We start from the raw sequence: 19143 nt of genomic DNA, 5'->3' as shown, positions 1-19143 counted from the left end.
CTAACCGATCCGCTCGCGGCGGCCGAGGATGCCCTGCGGCCGCACCAGGAGAATGACGATGAGCAGCACGAGCGCCGGCACGAAGCGCAGATCTGCGGGGATCCACAGGCTCGAGACCTCGACGATGATGCCGATGATGATCGACCCGACGAGCGCGCCGTACGCGGTGCCGAGCCCGCCGAGGGTCACGGCGGCGAAGACGAGCAGCAGGATCTGCATGCCCATGTCGAACCGCACCCCGGGGCGGTAGTAGGCGTAGAGCACGCCCGCGAGGCCCGCGAGCGCGCCCGAGAGGATCCACACGATCCGCACGACGCGGTCGACGTCGATGCCCGACGCCGCGGCGAGCGACGGGTTGTCGCTGATCGCGCGGGTCGCCTTGCCGATCCGGCTCGTCGAGAGCCACACCGCGAAGGCGACGATCACGACGATCGCGATGCCCATCGAGATCATCTCCATGGGGCTGAGCGACACGGCGCCGAAGAGCGGGATCTTCGCGGTCGAGGCGAGCTGCGGGAGCTGCAGCGTCGATCCGCCGATGAAGAACTGGAAAGCGTAGCGCATCGCGAGCGAGAGGCCGATCGAGACGATCATCGTCTGCACGATGCCGACGCCCTTGCGCCGCAGCGGCCGCCACAGCACGAGGTCGAGGGCGTAGCCGAGGACGCCGGAGACGACGACCGCGAGGGGCAGGCCGATCCAGAGCGGCAGCGCGAGCGACGCGGCGCCCGTGAGGCCCGCCGCGACGACGCCGCCGAAGGTGACCATCTCGGCGTGCGCGAAGTTCGAGAGCTTCGTCGTGCCGTACACGAGCGAGAGGCCGATGGAGGCGAGCGCCAGCATGAGGCCGAAGTTGACGCCCTGGAGGAGGCGCTGGAGGAACTGGTCGAAGGCGCCGACCGTGTTGCGCTCACCCTCGCCGATGAAGAAGTTCATCGTCGCGAAGCCGCCGGGGCCGACCGTGAGCTCGCGCTCGTTCGGGGAGTCGTCCTCGCCCGTCTCGTCGACGACCGCGATGCCCTCGGGCAGCGTCTCCTCGTCGAGCGTGACGGTGTACTCGCTGTCGTTCTCGGGGACGAAGACGGTCCAGCGTCCGTCGGCGTCGGTCTCGACCTCCTGCTCGCCCCCCGCGCCGTCGATCGTCAGGGCGACGCCCTCGAGGGGTTCGCCGTCGAGATGCACGTTGCCCGTAATGCGGTACGGATCCCCCTCGGCCGCGTGGGCCGGGGTCGGGACCAGCGCGAGGCCGATGAAGAGGGCGAGCGCGAGGACGATGAGCGCGATCGGCACCCGTGATCGTCGCCGCGCGGGGGCGGGATGGGTCATGGATCCTCCAGCGGGTGTCGTCGCCGACGGTCGGTCGCCACCCGCTGGGGGCCGACGCTAGGTGCCCCATGTGACCCGGGTGTTTCCTGTCGTTTCGCTGAGAACACAGTTCGACAGGCGTCCGGTCCCAGATCCCGCCGAGCTCCGGGCACCCGCCAGCGAATACACTTTCTCCATGACGGACTACGACCCCTTCGGCTTCGTCGGCCTGACCTACGACGACGTCCTGCTCCTCCCCGGACCCACCGACGTGATCCCCAGCGAGGCCGACACCTCGTCGCAGCTGACGAAGCGCATCCGGGTCGAGACCCCGCTGCTCTCCGCCGCGATGGACACCGTCACCGAGACCCGCATGGCGATCGCCCTCGCGCGCCAGGGCGGCATCGGCATCCTGCACCGCAACATGTCGATCGAAGACCAGGCGGCCGCGGTCAACCGCGTCAAGCGCAGCGAGTCGGGCATGGTCACCGACCCGATCACGACGACCGTCGACGCGACGATCGCGGATGTCGACGACATCTGCCGCGAGTTCCGCATCTCGGGCCTCCCCGTCGTCGACGACGCGGGCATCCTCGTCGGCATCATCACGAACCGCGACATGCGCTTCGTCGCCGAGTTCGAGAAGTCGACGACGAAGGTCGCCGACGTCATGACGAAGGAGAATCTCGTCACGGGCTACCCGGGCATCTCGCCCGACGAGGTCATCTCGCTCTTCGCCGAGCACCGCGTCGAGAAGCTGCCGCTCGTCGACGAGGCGGGCGTGCTCGTCGGCCTCATCACGATCAAGGACTTCGACAAGACCGAGCAGTACCCGCACGCCACGAAGGACGCGCAGGGGCGCCTCCGCGTCGGTGCGGCGATCGGCTTCTTCGGCGACGCGTGGGAGCGAGCGCAGGCGCTGCGCGACGCGGGCGTCGACGTCATCGTCGTCGACACCGCCAACGGCCACTCGCAGGGCGAGATCGACATGATCACCCGGATCAAGAGCGACCCGTCGTTCGAGGCGATCGACGTCATCGGCGGCAACGTCGCGACGCGCGAGGGCGCGCAGGCGCTCATCGACGCGGGTGCAGACGCCGTCAAGGTCGGCGTCGGCCCGGGCTCGATCTGCACGACGCGCATCGTCGCGGGCGTGGGCGTGCCCCAGGTCACGGCGATCTACGAGGCCTCGCTCGCGTGCCGCGCGGCGGGCGTCCCCCTCATCGCCGACGGCGGCCTGCAGTACTCGGGCGACATCGCGAAGGCCCTCGTCGCGGGCGCCGACACCGTCATGCTCGGCTCGCTCCTCGCGGGAACGGCCGAGTCTCCCGGAGAGCTCGTCTTCCAGAACGGCAAGCAGTTCAAGCAGTACCGCGGCATGGGCTCGCTCGGTGCGATGCAGACCCGCGGGAAGCAGACCTCGTACTCGAAGGACCGCTACTTCCAGGCCGACGTGCCGAGCGACGACAAGCTGATCCCCGAGGGCATCGAGGGCCAGGTGCCCTACCGCGGCCCGCTCGAGGCCGTGGCCTACCAGCTCACGGGCGGCCTGCGCCAGTCGATGTTCTACGTCGGCGCGCGCTCGATCGACGAGCTGAAGCGCAACGGCAAGTTCGTCCGCATCACCTCGGCCGGGCTCAAGGAGTCGCACCCGCACGACGTGCAGATCGTCGTCGAGGCGCCGAACTACAAGCGCTGAGTAGGCTGATCCGGTGAGCAACGAGATCGAGATCGGCCGCGGCAAGCGCGGACGCCGCGCCTACACGTTCGACGACATCGCGGTTGTGCCCTCGCGGCGCACCCGCAGCACCCACGACGTGTCGACGTCGTGGACGATCGACGCCTTCACCTTCGACACCCCGATCATCGGGGCGCCGATGGACTCCGTCGTGAGCCCCGCGTCGGCGATCGAGCTGGGCCGCATGGGCGCGCTCGGCGTGCTCGATCTCGAGGGCCTCTGGACCCGCTACGAGGATCCCGAGCCCCTGCTCGCCGAGATCGCCTCGCTCCCCGCCGAGTCGGCGACGCAGCGCATGCAGGCGCTCTACGCCGAGCCGATCCGCGCCGAGCTCATCACGCGCCGCATCGCCGAGATCCGCGAGGCGGGCGTCGTCGTCGCGGGCGCGCTCTCGCCGCAACGCACCGCCGAGTTCTACGAGACGGTCGTGAACGCGGGCGTCGACCTGTTCGTGATCCGCGGCACGACGGTCTCGGCCGAGCACGTGTCGAAGGCCGGCGAGCAGCCGCTCAACCTCAAGCAGTTCATCTACGACCTCGACGTCCCCGTGATCGTGGGCGGCGCCGGCACCTACCAGGCCGCGCTGCACCTCATGCGCACGGGCGCGGCCGGCGTCCTCGTCGGCTTCGGCGGGGGAGCGGCCTCGACGACGCGCACGACCCTCGGCGTGCACACGCCCATGGCGTCGGCGGTCGCCGACGTCGCCGGCGCGCGCCGCGACTACCTCGACGAGTCGGGCGGACGCTACGTGCACGTGATCGCCGACGGCGGCGTCGGCACCTCGGGCGACATCGTCAAGGCGATCGCGATGGGCGCGGACGCCGTCATGCTCGGCGTCTCGCTCGCCCGCGCGACCGACGCGCCGGGCAACGGCTACCACTGGGGCGCCGAGGCGCACCACCCGTCGCTGCCCCGCGGGCGCCGCGTGCAGGTCGACCAGGTCGGTCCCATGCAGCAGATCCTGCACGGGCCCGCCATCTCGGCCGACGGCACGACCAACCTGCTGGGCTCCCTGCGCAAGTCGATGGCCACGACGGGCTACTCCGACCTCAAGGAGTTCCAGCGCGTCGACGTCGTCGTGACGCCGTACGAATGACTTCCGAGACCCTTCCCCCCGAGGCGCCGGAGTTCCCGCCGACCCTCCGCGAGGTCATGCTGCGCCCGCGGTGGATCGGCATGCTCGTGCTGTGCCTCGTCGTCGCGGCGATCTTCTCGGTCCTCCTGCAGTGGCAGCTGTCGCGGTCGTTCGACACCGACCCGCAGCCCGCGGGCGCGACGGAGGAGATCCTGCCCCTCGACGACATCGTGCGGCCCGGCGAGTACATCGACGCCGACTACGACGGCCAGCGCACCGACGTCTCGGGCACCTGGACCGGCGGCGACTTCCTCGTCGTGACGCAGCGCGTCAACGACGGCGCCGAGGGCTTCTGGGTCACGGGGCACCTCGTGACCGACGAGGGAGCCAACCTCGCCGTCGCGGTCGGCTGGGCCGAGACCCGCGAGGAGGCCGACGCCGCGGCGCAGCGCCTCGACGCGCAGGCCTCGGGCGAGGTCGAGATGACGGGCCGCATGATCTCGGACGAGGGCGCCGTCGCCGCGACGGGCGACGATCCCTACGAGATCACGCGCATGTCGCCCGCCGCCCTCCTCGGCCGATGGGGCGAGACCGACGGACCCGTCTACCGCGCGTTCTTCGCCTCGCAGGATCCCGACGGCGGCGTCGCCGACGTCGGCCTGACGGCGATCTCGTCGCCCGCCCCCGAGGCCGAGAGCCCCGTCAACTGGCTCAACCTCTTCTACGCCGTCGAGTGGGCGATCTTCGCGGCGTTCTCGTTCTACCTCTGGTACCGCCTGGCGAAGGACGCCTGGGAGCGCGAGCTCGAGGAGTTCGCGGGCGTCGATCCCGACGCGCTCGACGACGAGGACTGATCGCACGTACGAGGGCGGCCCCGGATCCGAGGATCCGGGGCCGCCCTCGTACGCTCGGCGTCAGCGGTGCTCGCGCCAGGCGCGCTCGAACGGCAGGCGCCAGGCATTGGGCGCGACCAGCTGGTGGATCGCGTTGGGGCCCCACGTGCCGGGCTGGTAGCTCTTCACGGGCGGCGGGTCGAGCAGGAGGCCCTCGGAGCGCTCCCAGAGCGACTCGATGCCCTCGGCCGTCGTGAACAGGGTGTGATCGCCGCGCATCGCGTCGAGCAGCAGGCGCTCGTAGGCCTCGAGGACGTCCTTCGACTCCTCGACCTCGTTCATCGAGAACTGCATCGACAGCTTGTCGAGCTTCATGCCGGGACCCGGGCGCTTGCCGTAGAACGACAGCGAGACGCGCGACGAGTCGGCGAGGTCGAAGGTCAGGTGATCGGGGCCCTGCGAGCCCACGCCGGATCCGGCGGGGAACATCGTTCGGGGCGCCTCCTTGAACGCGATCGACACGATGCGCATGCCCTCGGCCATCTTCTTGCCCGTGCGGAGGTAGATCGGCACGCCGGCCCAGCGCCAGTTGTCGATGCCGACCTTGAGCGCGATGAAGGTCTCGGTGTCGCTGTCGCGCGCCACGCCCTCCTCCATGCGGTAGCCCGCGTACTGGCCGCGCACGACGTCGCTCGGCTCGATGGGCAGCATCGAGCGGAAGACCTTGTTCTTCTCCTCGCTGATGGCGCGCGGCTCGAGGGCCGTCGGCGGCTCCATGACCGTGAAGGCCAGGATCTGCATCAGGTGCGTGACGACCATGTCCTTGTACGCGCCCGTCGACTCGTAGAAGCCGGCGCGGCGGTCGAGGCCCAGGGTCTCGGGGACGTCGATCTGGATGTGGTCGATGAAGTTGCGGTTCCAGATCGGCTCGAACAGGCCGTTGGCGAAGCGGAACGCGAGGATGTTCTGCGCCGCCTCCTTGCCGAGGAAGTGGTCGATGCGGAAGATCTGCTGCTCGTCGAAGGTCTCGTGGACGAAGTCGTTGAGCTCGACGGCCGTGCGGAGGTCGGTTCCGAACGGCTTCTCCATGACGACGCGGCTGCGCTCGACGAGCTGCGCGTCGCGCAGCATCGTGATGACCGCGCGCGCGGCCTTCGGCGGGACCGAGAGGTAGTGCAGGCGCAGCGCGCCCTCGCCCAGATCCTTCTCGGCGTCGGCCACGGCCTCGGCGAGCGCCTCGGGGCCCGCGCCCTGCGGGACGTAGTGGAAGCGGCCGGCGACCGACTCCCACTCCTCGCGGGTCAGGGGGTGCTGGCCGAACTTCGTCGCGGCGTCCCAGGCGATGTCGCGGAACTCGTCGTCGGTGATGTCCTCGAGCGAGGATCCGACGATGTGGATCGCGGGGGCCAGATCGCTCAGCACCAGGAAGATCAGTCCCGGGAGCAGCTTGCGGCGGGCCAGATCTCCCGTCGCGCCGAACAGGACGATGACGTGGGGCTCGGTGGGCTCGCTGTCGTATCGATGGGGCGTCGCGCCCACTGCGGGGTAGGAGATCTTCTGAGGCTCTTCGTCACTCACCCCTCGATTTTGTCACTGGTTCTTGCAAACGCATAAGTCGGGCAGGCGGCCCTCAGGTGACGGGGAGGTGCACAGCGGCCGCACCGTAGAATCGTGGGCATGGCTCAGCCCCGGCTCTCCTCGTTCCCTCGGATCCGCGCGGCGCTCCGCTTCTACCGGATCACGAGCATCATCACGGGCATCGGCCTGCTGCTGCTCGTGACCGAGATGGTCCTCAAGTACACGCCCATCCACCTCGAGCTCTTCGCCGGCGGGTCGGGCGGGTTCCTGTACTTCGCGTCGGTCGTCCCGGCCGGCGACTGCGCCTGGTACTCCCAGTTCGCGATGGGCGCGGGCGGCTGCGAGATCATCTCGACGGGCGACGGCGTCAACCTCTCGCTCGCGATCCTCGTGATCCACGGCTGGTTCTACGTCGTCTACCTCGCGAGCGTGTTCTGGATGTGGAGCCTCATGCGCTGGGGCTTCGGGCGCTTCCTGCTGCTCGCGCTGAGCGGCGTCGTCCCCTTCCTGTCCTTCGTCATGGAGGGCATCGTCGCCCGCGAGGTGACGACCTACCTGTCCGAGCGCGAGCAGCGCGCGGCCGAGAAGCGCGCGGCGAAGGCCGCTGCCAACGCCACCGACCCCTCAGAGGAGGCCGCGCGATGAGCGCAGACACCGCACAGCGACCGGTCCTGGTCGTCGACTTCGGCGCCCAGTACGCCCAGCTCATCGCGCGCCGCGTGCGCGAGGCGGGCGTGTACAGCGAGCTCGTCTCGCACGACGTGACCGTCGACGAGATCCGCGCGAAGGATCCCGTCGCCATGATCCTCTCGGGCGGCCCGTCGTCCGTGTACGCTGAGGGCGCCCCGAGCTTCGACGGCGCGATCTTCGAGCTCGGGATCCCGACCCTCGGCATCTGCTACGGCTTCCAGGTCATGGCGCAGGCCCTCGGCGGCGAGGTCGCCCAGACGGGCAACCGCGAGTACGGCGCGACCGACGCGACGCTGACCGGATCCAGCGTCCTCCTCGAGGGCACCCCCGCCGAGCAGAACGTGTGGATGAGCCACGGCGACTCGGTCGCGAAGGCGCCAGAGGGCTACGACGTGCTCGCGTCGACGGCCGGCACCCCCGTCGCGGCGTTCGGCAACGCCGAGGCCTGCTTCTACGGCGTGCAGTGGCACCCCGAGGTGAAGCACTCGGATCACGGCCAGACCGTCATCGAGAACTTCCTCCACAAGGCCGCCGGCCTCCCGGCCGACTGGACGACGGGCAACGTCATCGAGGAGCAGGTCGCGCGGATCCGCGAGCAGGTCGGCGACGCGCGCGTCATCTCGGCCCTCTCGGGCGGCGTCGACTCGGCCGTCTCGACGGCGCTCGTGCACCGCGCGATCGGCGACCAGCTGACCGCCGTTTTCGTGGATCACGGGCTCCTCCGCAAGGGCGAGCGCGAGCAGGTCGAGAAGGACTACGTCGAGTCGACCGGCGTGAACCTCATCACGGTCGACGCCGAGGACACCTTCCTGGGCTTCCTGGCCGGCGTCACCGACCCCGAGCAGAAGCGCAAGATCATCGGCCGCGAGTTCATCCGCGCGTTCGAGAAGGTGCAGAAGGACCTCGTCGAGCAGGCGCGGGCCGATGGCGGGGCGCCCGTGAAGTTCCTTGTCCAGGGCACGCTGTACCCCGACGTCGTCGAGTCGGGCGGCGGATCCGGCACGGCGAACATCAAGAGCCACCACAACGTGGGCGGGCTGCCCGACGACATCGAGTTCGAGCTCATCGAGCCGCTGCGCACGCTGTTCAAGGACGAGGTGCGGCAGATCGGGCGCGACCTCGGGATCCCCGAGGCGATCGTCGGCCGCCAGCCGTTCCCGGGCCCGGGGCTCGGCATCCGGATCATCGGCGAGGTCACGCGCGAGCGCCTCGAGATCCTGCGCGAGGCCGACGCCATCGCGCGCGAGGAGCTCACCGCAGCGGGCCTCGACGGCGAGATCTGGCAGTGCCCGGTCGTGCTGCTCGCCGACGTGCGCTCCGTGGGCGTGCAGGGCGACGGCCGAACCTACGGCCACCCCGTCGTGCTGCGCCCCGTCTCGAGCGAGGACGCCATGACGGCCGACTGGACGCGCCTGCCGTACGACACGCTCGCGAAGATCTCGAACCGCATCACGAACGAGGTAAGCGAGATCAACCGCGTCACGCTCGACGTCACGTCGAAGCCGCCGGCAACCATCGAGTGGGAGTGATCCCGGGCTGAGAGGGCCGCCCTTCGGGGCGGCCCTCTCGCGTTCCGCCGGGGTGCACCGGGTGTGCCGGCGGAACGGCGGTTCCCCGTCGCGCCCGCGCAGGACTACGGCAGAACTCGCCTGCGCCGCCCGCTGCTCGGCGTGTCGGCCCCGGGGCGGGTGGTTCTGCCGTGGTCGTGCCCGCCGGGCAGCGGCGCCCCGGCCCGGCCCGGCGCAGGGCGGCGGACCCGGGCGGAGTCGGGTCGGCGCCTCGGCGCGGGACTATCGGTGGCCGGGCCAGCGGGCCGCTCCGCCGGCACGACCACGGCAGATTCGGCGGGTGCCGCCCCGACACGCCGGGCGGCGGGCCTGGAGGGCGGAATCTGCCGTCGTCGTGCTCGGCGGATGGAGGTCGACCTTCGGCGGGCGGACCCTGAGCTGCGACAGGGATGCCGCTGTTGCGCCACCGCCAGAGCTGGCGGCGACGCCGGCCGCCGGCACGACCACGGCGGATTCGGCGGTTGCGGCCCCGACACGCCGGGCGGCGGGCCGGGGCGGCGCATTCTGCCGTAGTCCTGCTCGGCGGGCGCCGGCGCCGCAGGAGTACGGCAGATCTCGCCGTCCGGGTTGTCGGGGCGGCGTGTCGGGGGCCCGGCGGGTGATTCTGCCGTCGTCGTGCTCGGCGGGCGGGCGGGTCAGGCCTGCGGGGCGTCGGCCTCTGCCTCGGCGCCGGTGCACGTGCGCTGGCGCGCGCCGGGGGAGAGGAAGATCGCCACGACGACGAGGCACAGCACGACGATGATCGCGTTGCGCAGCCCGTAGTGCTCGCCGAGGAACCCGAGCGTCGGCGGGCCCACGAGGAAGGCGACGTAGCCGAGCGTCGCGGCGAGGGACACGCGCGCCGCCGGGTTCGGGCCGGAGTCGCCGGCGGCCGAGATGGCGACAGGGAAGCCCAGCGAGGTGCCGATCCCCCACAGCACCACGGCCGCGACGGCGAACGCCTGGTTGTCGACGAACGCGACGACGGCGAGGCCCGCGGCGCCGAGCACGGAGCTCCCCGCGAGGACGGCCGCACGGCCGAAGCGGTCGACGAAACCTCCGCCGAGGAAGCGCCCGAGCGTCATCGACGCCGCGAAGATCGCGTAGGTCGCGGATCCCCACGCGGCATCGAAACCGTGCCCATCGACCATGAGCAGCGGAAGCCAGTCGTTGGCCGTTCCCTCGGCCATCGCGAGGGCGAGGATGATCCCGCCGATGAGGAGCAGGTTCGGATCCTTCCAGACCGGCCGCCGCACGGCGTCGACGTCCGCCGCAGCGCCCTCGCCCTTCCCGAAACCGCCCGGGACGTACCGGACGGCGGTGAGGAGCGCCGCGACCATGATCGCCGCGACGGCGACGAGGTGGATCCACACGGGGAACGAGATCGCGGTGAGGACCATGCCCACGACCGCGCCGATGAGGGTCCCGAGGCTGAAGAATCCGTGCAGCATCGGCAGGATCGCGCGGCCGTAGCGCCGCTCCACCTCGGCGCCGTCGACGTTCATCGCGACCTCGCCGCCGCCCATCCCGAGCCCGAAGAACCCGAGCCCGATCGCGACGATGACGCCCTGGCTCGTGAGGGATCCGGCGGCGACCCCCGCGACGCCGATCGCGTTCGCGAGCGCCCCCGCCGTGATGACGGTGCGCGTTCCGAAGCGCTGCACGAGCGCGCCGGACAGGAGGATCCCGATCGTGGATCCGATCGAGAGGCCGAAGAGGATCAGCCCCATCTCGGCGGTCGACGCGCCGACCTCGTCGCGCACGTCGGGCGTGCGTGTGACCCACGACGCGCTGCCGATGCCGGGCAGGAGGAAGAGCGTGAAGAGGGCGTTGCGATGGGCGCGAAGCGAGGGGGGCACGGCGTGATCTCCGGACGAGGACGAAACGTGTACAAGCGCACACACTTCGGGGTCGTGCGAGCATGGGGAGATGGCCCGCCGCGTCCCGAACGACCCCGAGCGCCGCGAGAAGATCCTCGACGCCGCCCTCGCGGTGATCGCCGACCACGGATCCCATGGCACGACGCACCGCAAGATCGCGGCCGCCGCCGACGTTCCCCTCGGATCCCTCACCTACTACTTCGACGGCATCGCCGACATCATCGCGCAGGCCTTCGACCGCATGCATCTGCTCGGTTCGGCGCAGTATCGCGCCGCGCTCGAGCGGGCGGCGGACCGCGACGAGGCCGAGCAGGCCGTCATCGAGCTGATCTGCGGGCCCGAGTACATGCCCGAGCGCGAGGTCGCGCTGCTGTTCGAGATGTACGCCTACGCGAACAAGAACGAGGCCGTCGCCGCCACGACGCGCGAGTGGCTCGAACGCAGCCACGAGAGCCTGCTGCTGCACTTCGAGCCTGCCCAGGCGCGCGCCCTCGACGTGCTGATCGAAGGGTGGCCGATCCACCGCGTGTTCGCGCGCCGCGCCCTCGACCGGGACCTCGTCGCGCGCACGGTCCGCGCCGTCATCGCGGCGAACGGCTAGCCGAGGATCTGCCGCAGCCGCGACTCGTCGGAGAGGCGCGTCGGCATCGCGACCCGCATCGCGCGGATCCTGTCGGCCCAGCCCGGCGGCACCCAGGCGCCCGTCGCGTACTGCTGATGCTGCGGGTGCACGAGGCGCGCCCAGAGCGTGAAGATCAGCTCGGCCCAGCCGCTCTGGATGATCCAGGTGATGGGCCCGCGATCCGAGCTGCCCGTCATCCAGAGGGTTCCGAGCCCCGCCATCTGCGCCGACGTCAGGTGGCCGTAGCCCCAGGACAGGAGGCCGCCCGTGTCGGGCACGAGGTAGAAGCCGTGGGTCCCGACGAAGATCTGCCCCTGGTCGATGACCTTCCAGCGGCCCTGCGCGTCCTGCGCCGCCTGATTGCGGCGCGCGTTGTTGCCGATCGCGCGCCCCGCCATCGCGCCCGCCGTGAGGGCGAGGCCCAGGGTGCCCGTCGCGAAGAAGAAGCCGCCGTCGTGCTCGTAGCTCCCGTCGCCGAGCGCGCCGTAGTCGCTCAGCACGAAGCGCCCGCCCGTGTACACGCGCTCATCGGGCGCGAACCGCGGCGGGAAGGCGGTGGGCATCGTCGGCCAGATGTCGTCCTGGCCGACGTCGATCGCCTCGTTGAGCTGGATCGTCTGCCAGATCGCGACGTCCGGTGCCGTGGGGCGGCCGTACTGGTAGTACGGCGCCTGGTTCTCGCTCAGCCTCGCCCTCCCGCTGAGACGCGACCACGGTACCGCGCGGCGGGGATCCGTCAGAGCAGCTTCCGCGCCGTGGCCCAGGCGGTGAGCTCGTGGCGGGAGGAACGAGAGCCGGATCCGCGAGGATGGACGCATGCACATCCACGCGTACGACCTGCGGGGCCTGCGTCTCCGCGACATCACCGTCGACGTCCCGCTCGACTGGTTCGCGGGGGAGGGCGGCTCGACGATCGAGGTGTTCGCGCGGGAGGTGTCGCGGCCCGGGCTCGAGAACGCGCCCGTGCTCCTCTTCCTCCAGGGCGGCCCCGGAGGGAAGGGTCCGCGGCCGGACCCGCAGGGCGGGTGGATCGGCGAGGCGCTGAAGACGCACCGGGTCCTGCTGCTCGACCAGCGCGGCACGGGGAGGTCGACCCGAGTCGAGGCCGCGTCGATCGCGGGGATGTCGGCCGAGGACGCCGCGACCCACCTGCGGCGCTTCCGCGCCGAGCAGATCGTCGCCGACGCCGAGCGAATCCGCCACGAGGTCTACGGCGGCGAGCGGTGGCAGACGCTGGGGCAGAGCTACGGCGGCTTCCTCACGCTGAGCTACCTGTCGTTCGCTCCCGACGCGCTCTCGGCGAGCTACGTGACGGGCGGGATCACGTCGATCCGCCCCGACGCCGACGCGGTCTATCGCAGCACGCTGCCGCGCGTCGCGCGCAAGACAGCCGAGTTCCACCGCCGCTACCCGCAGCACCAGGAGACCCTCGCGCGGATCGTCGACCGGGTCGAGAACGACGACGTGCGCCTGCCGAGCGGCGACCGGCTGACGGCGCGCCGGCTGCAGACCCTCGGATCCGACTTCGGGATGGGCCCGGGCATGGAGCGCCTGCACTGGCTGCTCGACGAGGCGTTCGCGGGCCACCGGCTGACCGACTTCTTCCTCGACGCCGTCGACGGCGCGACGCAGCTCTGGGGCAACCCGCTGTACGCGCTGCTGCAGGAGGAGATCTACGCCGACGGCGCGGGCGCGACCCGCTGGGCGGCGCACCGCATGCGCGGCGAGGTCGGCGGCTTCGACGCCGGGGTCGAGATCGCGGCGGGGCGGCCCCTGCCGTTCACGGGCGAGATGTACTTCCCGTGGCAGTTCGACGAGGTCGCGTCGCTGCGCCCGTTCCGCGACGCCGCGATGGCGCTGCACGAGCGCGAGGAGCATCCCGCGCTCTACGACCGCGACCAGCTCTCGCGCAACGAGGTCCCGGTCGCCGCCGCGATGTACCACGACGACATGTTCGTCCCGCTCGAGCTCGCCCTCGAGACGCGCGACGCCGTCCCGAACATGCACTTCTGGATCACGAACGAGTTCGAGCACGACGGGCTCCGCCAGGATCCGTCGGTCCTGCGTCGCCTCATCGACCGCGTCGAGGCCGAGGGCGGGCCCCGAGCCTGACACGATGAAGGCCCCGCCTTGCGGCGGGGCCTTCATCGTGATCGCGTGCGTCAGTTGTTCCGGGCGATCGCGATCATGCGGAGGATCTCGATGTAGATGAAGACCACGGTCGAGAGGATCCCGTAGGCGGCCGTCCAGGCGAGCTTCTGCGGGGCGCCGTTGCGGACGCCGCGCTGCACCATGTCGAAGTCGACGACGAGCATGTACGCGCCCATGAACACGACGACGACGCCGATGATCAGGCCGAGCGGGATGCCCATGATCGTGACCTCGGAGCGGAGGCCGAAGCCGCCCGAGTCGCCGAAGACGCCCGTCCACATGAGGATGACGTTGAGCAGCGAGAACGCCGCGTAGGCGACGAGCGCGATCAGCATGATCTTGGTCATGCGCGCCGAGGCGCGGATCTTGCCGCTCGCGAACAGCGCGAGGGTCACGCCGATGACGGCGATCGACGCGAGCGCCGCCTGCACGACGATGCCCGGGTACAGCGCCTCGAAGATCGCCGAGATGCCGCCGACGAAGAGGCCCTCGGCGACCGCGTAGGCGAAGGTCAGGCCGACGGGCGACTGCTTGCGGAACGCGATGACGAGGCTGATGACGAGCGTGCCGATCGCGCCGATGAGGGCGGGCACCATCACGAGCGTGCGCGCCTGGTCGGGGGCGAAGACGCCGCCGAGGGTGATGACCCACGAGATGACCGCGACGACGAGCATGACGCCGAAGAGGATCGCCGTCTTGACGATCGTGTCCTCGTACGTCATGCGCCCGGTCTGCGGGGTTCCGGCCGCGGGGGCCGAGTACATCCCCTCGAGGCGCGCCTGGTCGGCGACCTGGGGGATCTGCGCGCCCTGGCGCGCGTTCATGAGCTGGTCGGGGTTCAGCGGCGTCGCGTAGCCCTGCTGACCCCGGTTCGACTGCTCCTGCGTGAAGTAGGGGTTGTTGAATCCGGCGCTGGCCATGAGATGGTCACACTCCTGAGTAGTGATCGTCGCCCGAAGGCGGCTTTGGATCCACGATATCGGCGAGACGCTATGCATGGGCCGTGTTCATCGCGATTTTCCCGACGCCCTGAGCGAACCCGAATACGGTGTCGGTGTGACGATCATCATCGGCCACCGCGGCGCTCCCGGATACAGGCCCGAGCACACGCGCTCGTCGTACGAGATCGCGATCGCGCAGGGCGTCGACGCCGTCGAGCCCGACGTCATCCCGACCCGCGACGGCGTCCTCGTCGTGCGCCACGACGTCGAGATCTCCGAGACGACCGACGTCGCGCTGCACCCCGAGTTCGCGGATCGCCGCACGACGAAGGCGGCGGGCGGCGGGGAGGCGACGGGATGGTTCGTCGACGACTTCACCTGGGCCGAGCTCGCGACGCTGCGCTCGCGGGAGCGGATCCCGCAGCTGCGCCCCGAGAGCGCGGCGCACGACGACACGGAGCCGATCCTCCGCCTCGTCGACGTGCTCGACATCGCCCGCGCCGGCGGGGTCGGCGCCGTCGTCGAGATCAAGCACGCCGCGCACTTCACGGCGCAGCGGCACGACGTCGCGGGGCTCGTCCTGCGCGAGCTCGCGGCGGCCGGCTGGCACGGGGACGAGCGTCCGGGCCGCCTCGTGATCGAGTCGTTCGAGGAGACGGTGCTCGCCGAGCTGCGGGAGCGGGGCGCCGACGCCGAGATGGTCTACCTCGTCGAGGACCGCGGATCCCCGGACGACCTCGTGCGCGAGCGGGGAGCCGACGCGCCGACGTACGCCGAGCAGCTCGCCGACGTCGCGGCGTTCGCGGGGCGCGTCGACGGGCTGAGCCTCGCGAAGTCGCTGCTGCTCGCCGACCCGTCCCTCGCCGGTCGGATCCGCGGCGCGGGGCTCACACTGTTCACGTGGACCTGCCGCCCCGAGAACGCCTTCCTCGCGGATCCGTTCCGCGGCGACGGGGAGCGCGCCGAACGAGGCGACTGGCGGGGCGAATGGGAGCGGATCCGCGCGCTCGGCGTCGACGGGGTCTTCGCCGACCACCCGGATCTCGCGGCCCTGGTCTTTCGCGACGGCGCGTCATAGGAATGTCATAGCTCACGCAACGGCTCCCCGCGGGACGTGCGAATAGCGTGATCTCGCGGCCGTCACCGGGACGGCGCGGACGGCAGGAGACCGACATGAGCAGGACCATTCGCAGCGGCGCCGCCATCGCGGGCGTGATGGGCGTGCTCGTGCTGGCAGGGTGCGGAGCGGCCGGGGCCGCCGACGACCAGACCGACGACGCGACGACGTCGACCGACGACACGACGAGCAGCGGCACGACGAGCACCGACACGACGACGACCGACGAGTCGGCGTCCGAGGACACGACGACCGAGACGGCGACGTCGGACAGCGACTACGTCGACGGCACCTACACGGCAGGTGGCACGTACCAGACGCCCCAGTCGGTCGAGAGCGTCACCGTGACCGTGACGCTCGAGGACGACGTCGTGACGTCGGTCGAGGTGTCGGGCGACCCCCAGGCGTCCGAGAGCCGGCAGTACCAGTCGCAGTTCATCGACGGCATCGCCGACGAGGTCGTGGGCGTCGACATCGACGACCTCGCGGTCGACCGCGTGGCGGGATCCTCGCTCACGAGCACGGGGTTCAACGCCGCGATCGAGGAGATCAAGCAGGAAGCGGCGGCGGCCTGACATGCCGACGCAGACGAGATCCCGGTGGGCGTTCGACGCAATCGGAACGGGATGGAGCGTCGATACGGCGGATCCGCTCGACGACGACACGCGCGGCCGGATCGCCGACCGCATCGCGGAGTTCGACGCGGAGTGGTCGCGGTTCGACGGCGGATCGCTCGTGTCGCGGCTCGCGGCGTCGGGCGGATCCGCTGAGCTGCCTCCCGACGGGGCCGCGATGCTCGACGCGTTCGCGCGGCTCGACGCCGCGACGGGCGGCGCCGTCAACCCGCTTGTGGGGCGCTCGCTCGAGGCCCTCGGCTACGACGCGTCCTATTCGCTGCGGCCGGCGCGGGCCGAGGCGGCGCCCGGCGACTGGCGCGAGCGGCTCTCCTGGTCGGACGGCACGCTCGCGCTCGACGGCCCAGGCGTCATCGACGTCGGCGCACTCGGCAAGGGGCGGCTCGTCGACCTCGTCGCCGAGCTGGTTCCCGGCGACGTCGTCGTCGACGCGAGCGGGGATCTGATCGCCCGCGGCGCGACCCAGAGGATCGCCCTCGAGCACCCCTACGACCCGCGCCGCGCGATCGGCGTCGTGACGATCGGAGACGAGGCGCTCTGCGCGTCGGCGGCGAACCGCCGGGCGTGGGGCGACGGCCTGCACCACGTGCTCGACGCCCGGACGGGCCTGCCCGTGCGCACCGTCGTCGCGACCTGGGCGATCGCGCCCGACGCGATGACGGCCGACGCACTCGCGACCGCCCTGTTCTTCGACGGGGGCGACGCGCTCGCCGCCGAGTGGGGAGCGCACTGGGTCCGCATGCTGTCCGACGGTCGCCTCGAGTGGGCGCTCGGCGACCGCATCGCCCGGGGCGACGCGGAGATCTTCTCGTGAGCGGTCTGCCCGCGGCGGCCCTGCGGCTGCGCGGGTGGATCGGCCGCGCGTCGATGTATCGGGTCGTCCTCACGGCCCTCCTCGCCCTGTCGGCGGTGTCGCTGATCCTCTCGTTCTTCGGCCTCGTGGTGCCGACGGCGCTCGAGATCCTCGCGACGCTCGCGGTGCTCGTCGTCGTCGGCGTGGGCGTCGACGTCGCGATCCAGCGACTGCGCGGCGGGAGGCCGCGCGTCGAGTCGATGCTCATCACGGGCCTGATCCTGCTCTTCGTGCTGCGGCCGTCGGCCGAGCTCGTCGGCCTCGCCGGAGTCGCGCTCGCCGCCGCGGCCGCGGCGCTCTCGAAGCACCTGCTCGCGTGGCGCGGGCGCCACCTCTTCAACCCGGCGGCCGTCGGCGCCTCGGTGCTGACGATCGTCGGGTCGCTGGCGCCGTCGGCGGGGCTGCCGATCTCCGCGTGGTGGATCGGATCGCCCGTGCTCGCGGCCGCGGTCGTCATCGCGGGGATCGCCGTGCTCGTGCGGGTGGGGCGGATCCGCCTCGCCGTCGTCTTCGTCGTCGTCGCGGCCGCCGTCTACTCCGTGCGCACGGTCGTGCAGCTCGCGCAGTACGACCTCGCCGTCGACGCCGTCGCCATCGCGTCGTCGGCGCTGCTGTCGAGCCCGTTCCTCTTCCTCGCGGCGTTCATGCTCACCGAGCCGCTCACGCTCCCGCCGCGGCGGGGCCAGCAGTACGCCGTCGCCGTCCTGACGGCGATCCTCGCGGGGTGGTCGCCGCTCATCGGATCGGTCAGCCTCGGCCAGGAGCGGGCCCTGCTGATCGGGAACCTCCTCGCCTTCGTCCTCGCGGTCCGTTCGCGTCCGGGCGGACGGATGCGCGTCGGCGGCCGCACGGCGCCGACGCCCACCTCGCACGAGCTCGTGCTCGTCGCCGAGCGGCCGTTCTCCTTCGCCCCGGGCCAGTACCTCGAGCTCGAGGTGCCGCACGCGCGGCCCGACGCGCGGGGAACGCGCCGCGAGTTCAGCATCGTGTCGGCGCCCGAGGATCTGCCCGCCCTCCGCGTCGCGTATCGGCGCGGATCCAGCAGCTACAAGCGCGCCCTCGAGTCGGCCGCGGCGGGGGATCACCTGCGCGTCACGGGGGTGTGGGGCGACTTCACGCTCCCGGCCAACGAACCGACCCGGCCGCTCCTGTGGGTCGCCGCCGGGATCGGGATCACGCCGTTCGTCTCGCAGCTGCGCCACCTCGAGGCGACGAGAAGGCGCCGCGACATCGTCCTCGTCTACGTCGTGCGATCGGGTGAGGAGCTCGCCTACCGCGACCTGATCGAGCGCTCCGGGATCACGGTCGTCGTGTGGAGCGGCGAGCGGATCGACGATCTCCCGGCGGGGTGGACCTCGCGCGAGGGGCGTCTCACTGCGGGCGGGCTCGCCGAGGCGGTCGGGGATCTGCCGGCTCGTCACGCCTACGTGTCGGGCCCTCCCGCGCTGATCGCTGAGCTCGCGCCCGAGCTGCGCGCCGCCCGTTCGCTGACGACCGACGCGTTCGCGGGGTACTGACCCGCGCGGCGCACCCCGTCGCGCGGCCTTTCGCCCTACCGGCGGCCTGTCGGATCCTCATTGGCCGCTTTTGGGCGGATCCCCGCGGGTGGGTGATCCTTCGCGCGGGCGTTTGAGCCTCCGGCGGGCTGCGAGGGGCTGATGAGAGCGGGTGGATCTCCGCGTGAGGGTGGACCCTGGCGCGGCCTCTCGCCCTATCGGCGGCCTGTTGGCTCCTCATTGGCTGCTTGTGGGCGGATCCCCGCTGGTGGGTGATCCTTCGCGCGGGTCTTCGGGGCGGCAGGGGCCCAGGTCTCCGCTGGGCCACGCGGGGCTGATGAGAGCGGATGGATCCCCGCCTGGGGGTGGACCTTGGCGCGGCCTTTCGGCCTATCGGCGGCCTGTCGGATCCTCATTGGCCGCTTTCGGGTCGATCCCCGCGTGAGGGCGATCTTTCGCGCGGGCGTTTGGTTCTCCGCTGGGCTGCAATGAGCTGGTGAGGGCGGATGGATCCCCGCGTGGGGCGGCCCCTGGCGCGGCCTTTGGTGCTATCGGCGGCCTGTTGGATCCTGCTGGGCCGCTTTTGGGCGGATGCCCGCAGGTGAGGGATCCTTCGCGCGGGTGTTCGGGGCGGCAGGGGGCCCCGGTCTCCGCTGGGCCACGAAGGGCTGATGAGAGCGGA

General features: G+C 71.4%; 16 protein-coding genes. 11 read left to right on the top strand and 5 right to left on the bottom strand.

The window, feature by feature from the left end; all coding sequences use genetic code 11:
- Window positions 1-1290: a branched-chain amino acid ABC transporter permease gene (locus H576_RS0101715; RefSeq protein ID WP_029149477.1), complete on the bottom strand. Its 1290-nt coding sequence runs from the start codon at window positions 1288-1290 to the stop codon at window positions 1-3.
- Window positions 1291-1501: 211 nt separating this feature from the next.
- Here H576_RS0101715 and guaB point away from each other — a divergent pair, with 211 nt between their 5' ends.
- The 3 genes from guaB to H576_RS0101700 are packed head-to-tail and all read left to right on the top strand — an operon-like array spanning window position 1502 to window position 4972.
- Window positions 1502-3004, top strand: a complete 1503-nt coding sequence (gene guaB / locus H576_RS0101710; RefSeq protein WP_029149476.1) for an IMP dehydrogenase — start codon at window positions 1502-1504, stop codon at window positions 3002-3004.
- Between the two features lie 13 nt (window positions 3005-3017).
- The gene (locus tag H576_RS0101705; protein ID WP_029149475.1) at window positions 3018-4139 is read left to right on the top strand and encodes a GuaB3 family IMP dehydrogenase-related protein; all 1122 of its coding nucleotides are present in this window, start codon (window positions 3018-3020) and stop codon (window positions 4137-4139) included.
- Complete coding sequence (locus H576_RS0101700; protein ID WP_029149474.1) at window positions 4136-4972, top strand: SURF1 family protein; 837 nt, start codon at window positions 4136-4138, stop codon at window positions 4970-4972. Before H576_RS0101705 ends, H576_RS0101700 begins: the two co-directional genes overlap by 4 nt.
- 60 nt (window positions 4973-5032) lie before the next feature.
- Here the strand turns inward: H576_RS0101700 and zwf are convergent, their stop codons facing one another.
- Window positions 5033-6490 carry a glucose-6-phosphate dehydrogenase gene (zwf, locus tag H576_RS0101695; RefSeq protein ID WP_211215761.1) on the bottom strand — a complete coding sequence of 486 codons (1458 nt, stop codon included), beginning with the start codon at window positions 6488-6490 and terminating at the stop codon, window positions 5033-5035.
- A gap of 138 nt (window positions 6491-6628) precedes the next feature.
- Here zwf and H576_RS0101690 point away from each other — a divergent pair, with 138 nt between their 5' ends.
- Entirely contained in the window at window positions 6629-7174 is a 546-nt protein-coding gene (locus tag H576_RS0101690; RefSeq protein WP_029149472.1) for a DUF3817 domain-containing protein, read from the top strand.
- Window positions 7171-8748: a glutamine-hydrolyzing GMP synthase gene (gene guaA, locus H576_RS0101685; protein WP_029149471.1), complete on the top strand. Its 1578-nt coding sequence runs from the start codon at window positions 7171-7173 to the stop codon at window positions 8746-8748. The genes H576_RS0101690 and guaA overlap by 4 nt, the downstream gene beginning before the upstream one ends.
- Before the next feature lie 674 nt (window positions 8749-9422).
- On the opposite strand, the gene H576_RS13960 is transcribed toward guaA, so the two are convergent.
- Window positions 9423-10625, bottom strand: coding sequence for an MFS transporter (locus H576_RS13960; RefSeq protein WP_051172014.1), 1203 nt, complete (start codon window positions 10623-10625; stop codon window positions 9423-9425).
- Window positions 10626-10695: 70 nt separating this feature from the next.
- Between H576_RS13960 and H576_RS0101675 the strand changes: the two genes are divergently transcribed.
- Window positions 10696-11247 carry a TetR/AcrR family transcriptional regulator gene (locus H576_RS0101675; RefSeq protein WP_029149470.1) on the top strand — a complete coding sequence of 184 codons (552 nt, stop codon included), beginning with the start codon at window positions 10696-10698 and terminating at the stop codon, window positions 11245-11247.
- Here the strand turns inward: H576_RS0101675 and H576_RS13955 are convergent.
- Window positions 11244-12086, bottom strand: coding sequence for a hypothetical protein (locus H576_RS13955; RefSeq protein WP_036318624.1), 843 nt, complete (start codon window positions 12084-12086; stop codon window positions 11244-11246). The genes H576_RS0101675 and H576_RS13955 overlap by 4 nt on opposite strands.
- Here H576_RS13955 and H576_RS0101665 point away from each other — a divergent pair.
- Window positions 12085-13380, top strand: coding sequence for an alpha/beta fold hydrolase (locus H576_RS0101665; RefSeq protein WP_029149469.1), 1296 nt, complete (start codon window positions 12085-12087; stop codon window positions 13378-13380). The two genes, H576_RS13955 and H576_RS0101665, sit on opposite strands and share 2 nt — an antisense overlap.
- A gap of 50 nt (window positions 13381-13430) precedes the next feature.
- Here the strand turns inward: H576_RS0101665 and H576_RS0101660 are convergent, their stop codons facing one another.
- Complete coding sequence (locus tag H576_RS0101660) at window positions 13431-14339, bottom strand: Bax inhibitor-1/YccA family protein (protein WP_029149468.1); 909 nt, start codon at window positions 14337-14339, stop codon at window positions 13431-13433.
- A gap of 136 nt (window positions 14340-14475) precedes the next feature.
- Here H576_RS0101660 and H576_RS0101655 point away from each other — a divergent pair, with 136 nt between their 5' ends.
- From H576_RS0101655 to H576_RS0101640, 4 genes are all read left to right on the top strand, one after another.
- Window positions 14476-15438, top strand: coding sequence for a glycerophosphodiester phosphodiesterase family protein (locus tag H576_RS0101655; RefSeq protein WP_029149467.1), 963 nt, complete (start codon window positions 14476-14478; stop codon window positions 15436-15438).
- A gap of 95 nt (window positions 15439-15533) precedes the next feature.
- Entirely contained in the window at window positions 15534-16052 is a 519-nt protein-coding gene (locus H576_RS0101650; RefSeq protein WP_029149466.1) for an FMN-binding protein, read from the top strand.
- 1 nt (window position 16053) lies between these two features.
- Window positions 16054-16926 carry an FAD:protein FMN transferase gene (locus H576_RS0101645; protein WP_029149465.1) on the top strand — a complete coding sequence of 291 codons (873 nt, stop codon included), beginning with the start codon at window positions 16054-16056 and terminating at the stop codon, window positions 16924-16926.
- The gene (locus H576_RS0101640) at window positions 16923-18482 is read left to right on the top strand and encodes a ferredoxin reductase domain-containing protein (protein WP_029149464.1); all 1560 of its coding nucleotides are present in this window, start codon (window positions 16923-16925) and stop codon (window positions 18480-18482) included. The genes H576_RS0101645 and H576_RS0101640 overlap by 4 nt, the downstream gene beginning before the upstream one ends.
- The last annotated feature ends 661 nt before the right edge of the window (window positions 18483-19143 follow it).

Origin of the sequence: Microbacterium indicum DSM 19969, assembly GCF_000422385.1 — a bacterium.
GTDB lineage: Bacteria > Actinomycetota > Actinomycetes > Actinomycetales > Microbacteriaceae > Microbacterium > Microbacterium indicum.
The sequence above is the reverse complement of the archived record's forward strand: the minus strand, read 5'-3'. Positions and strand labels throughout refer to the sequence as shown.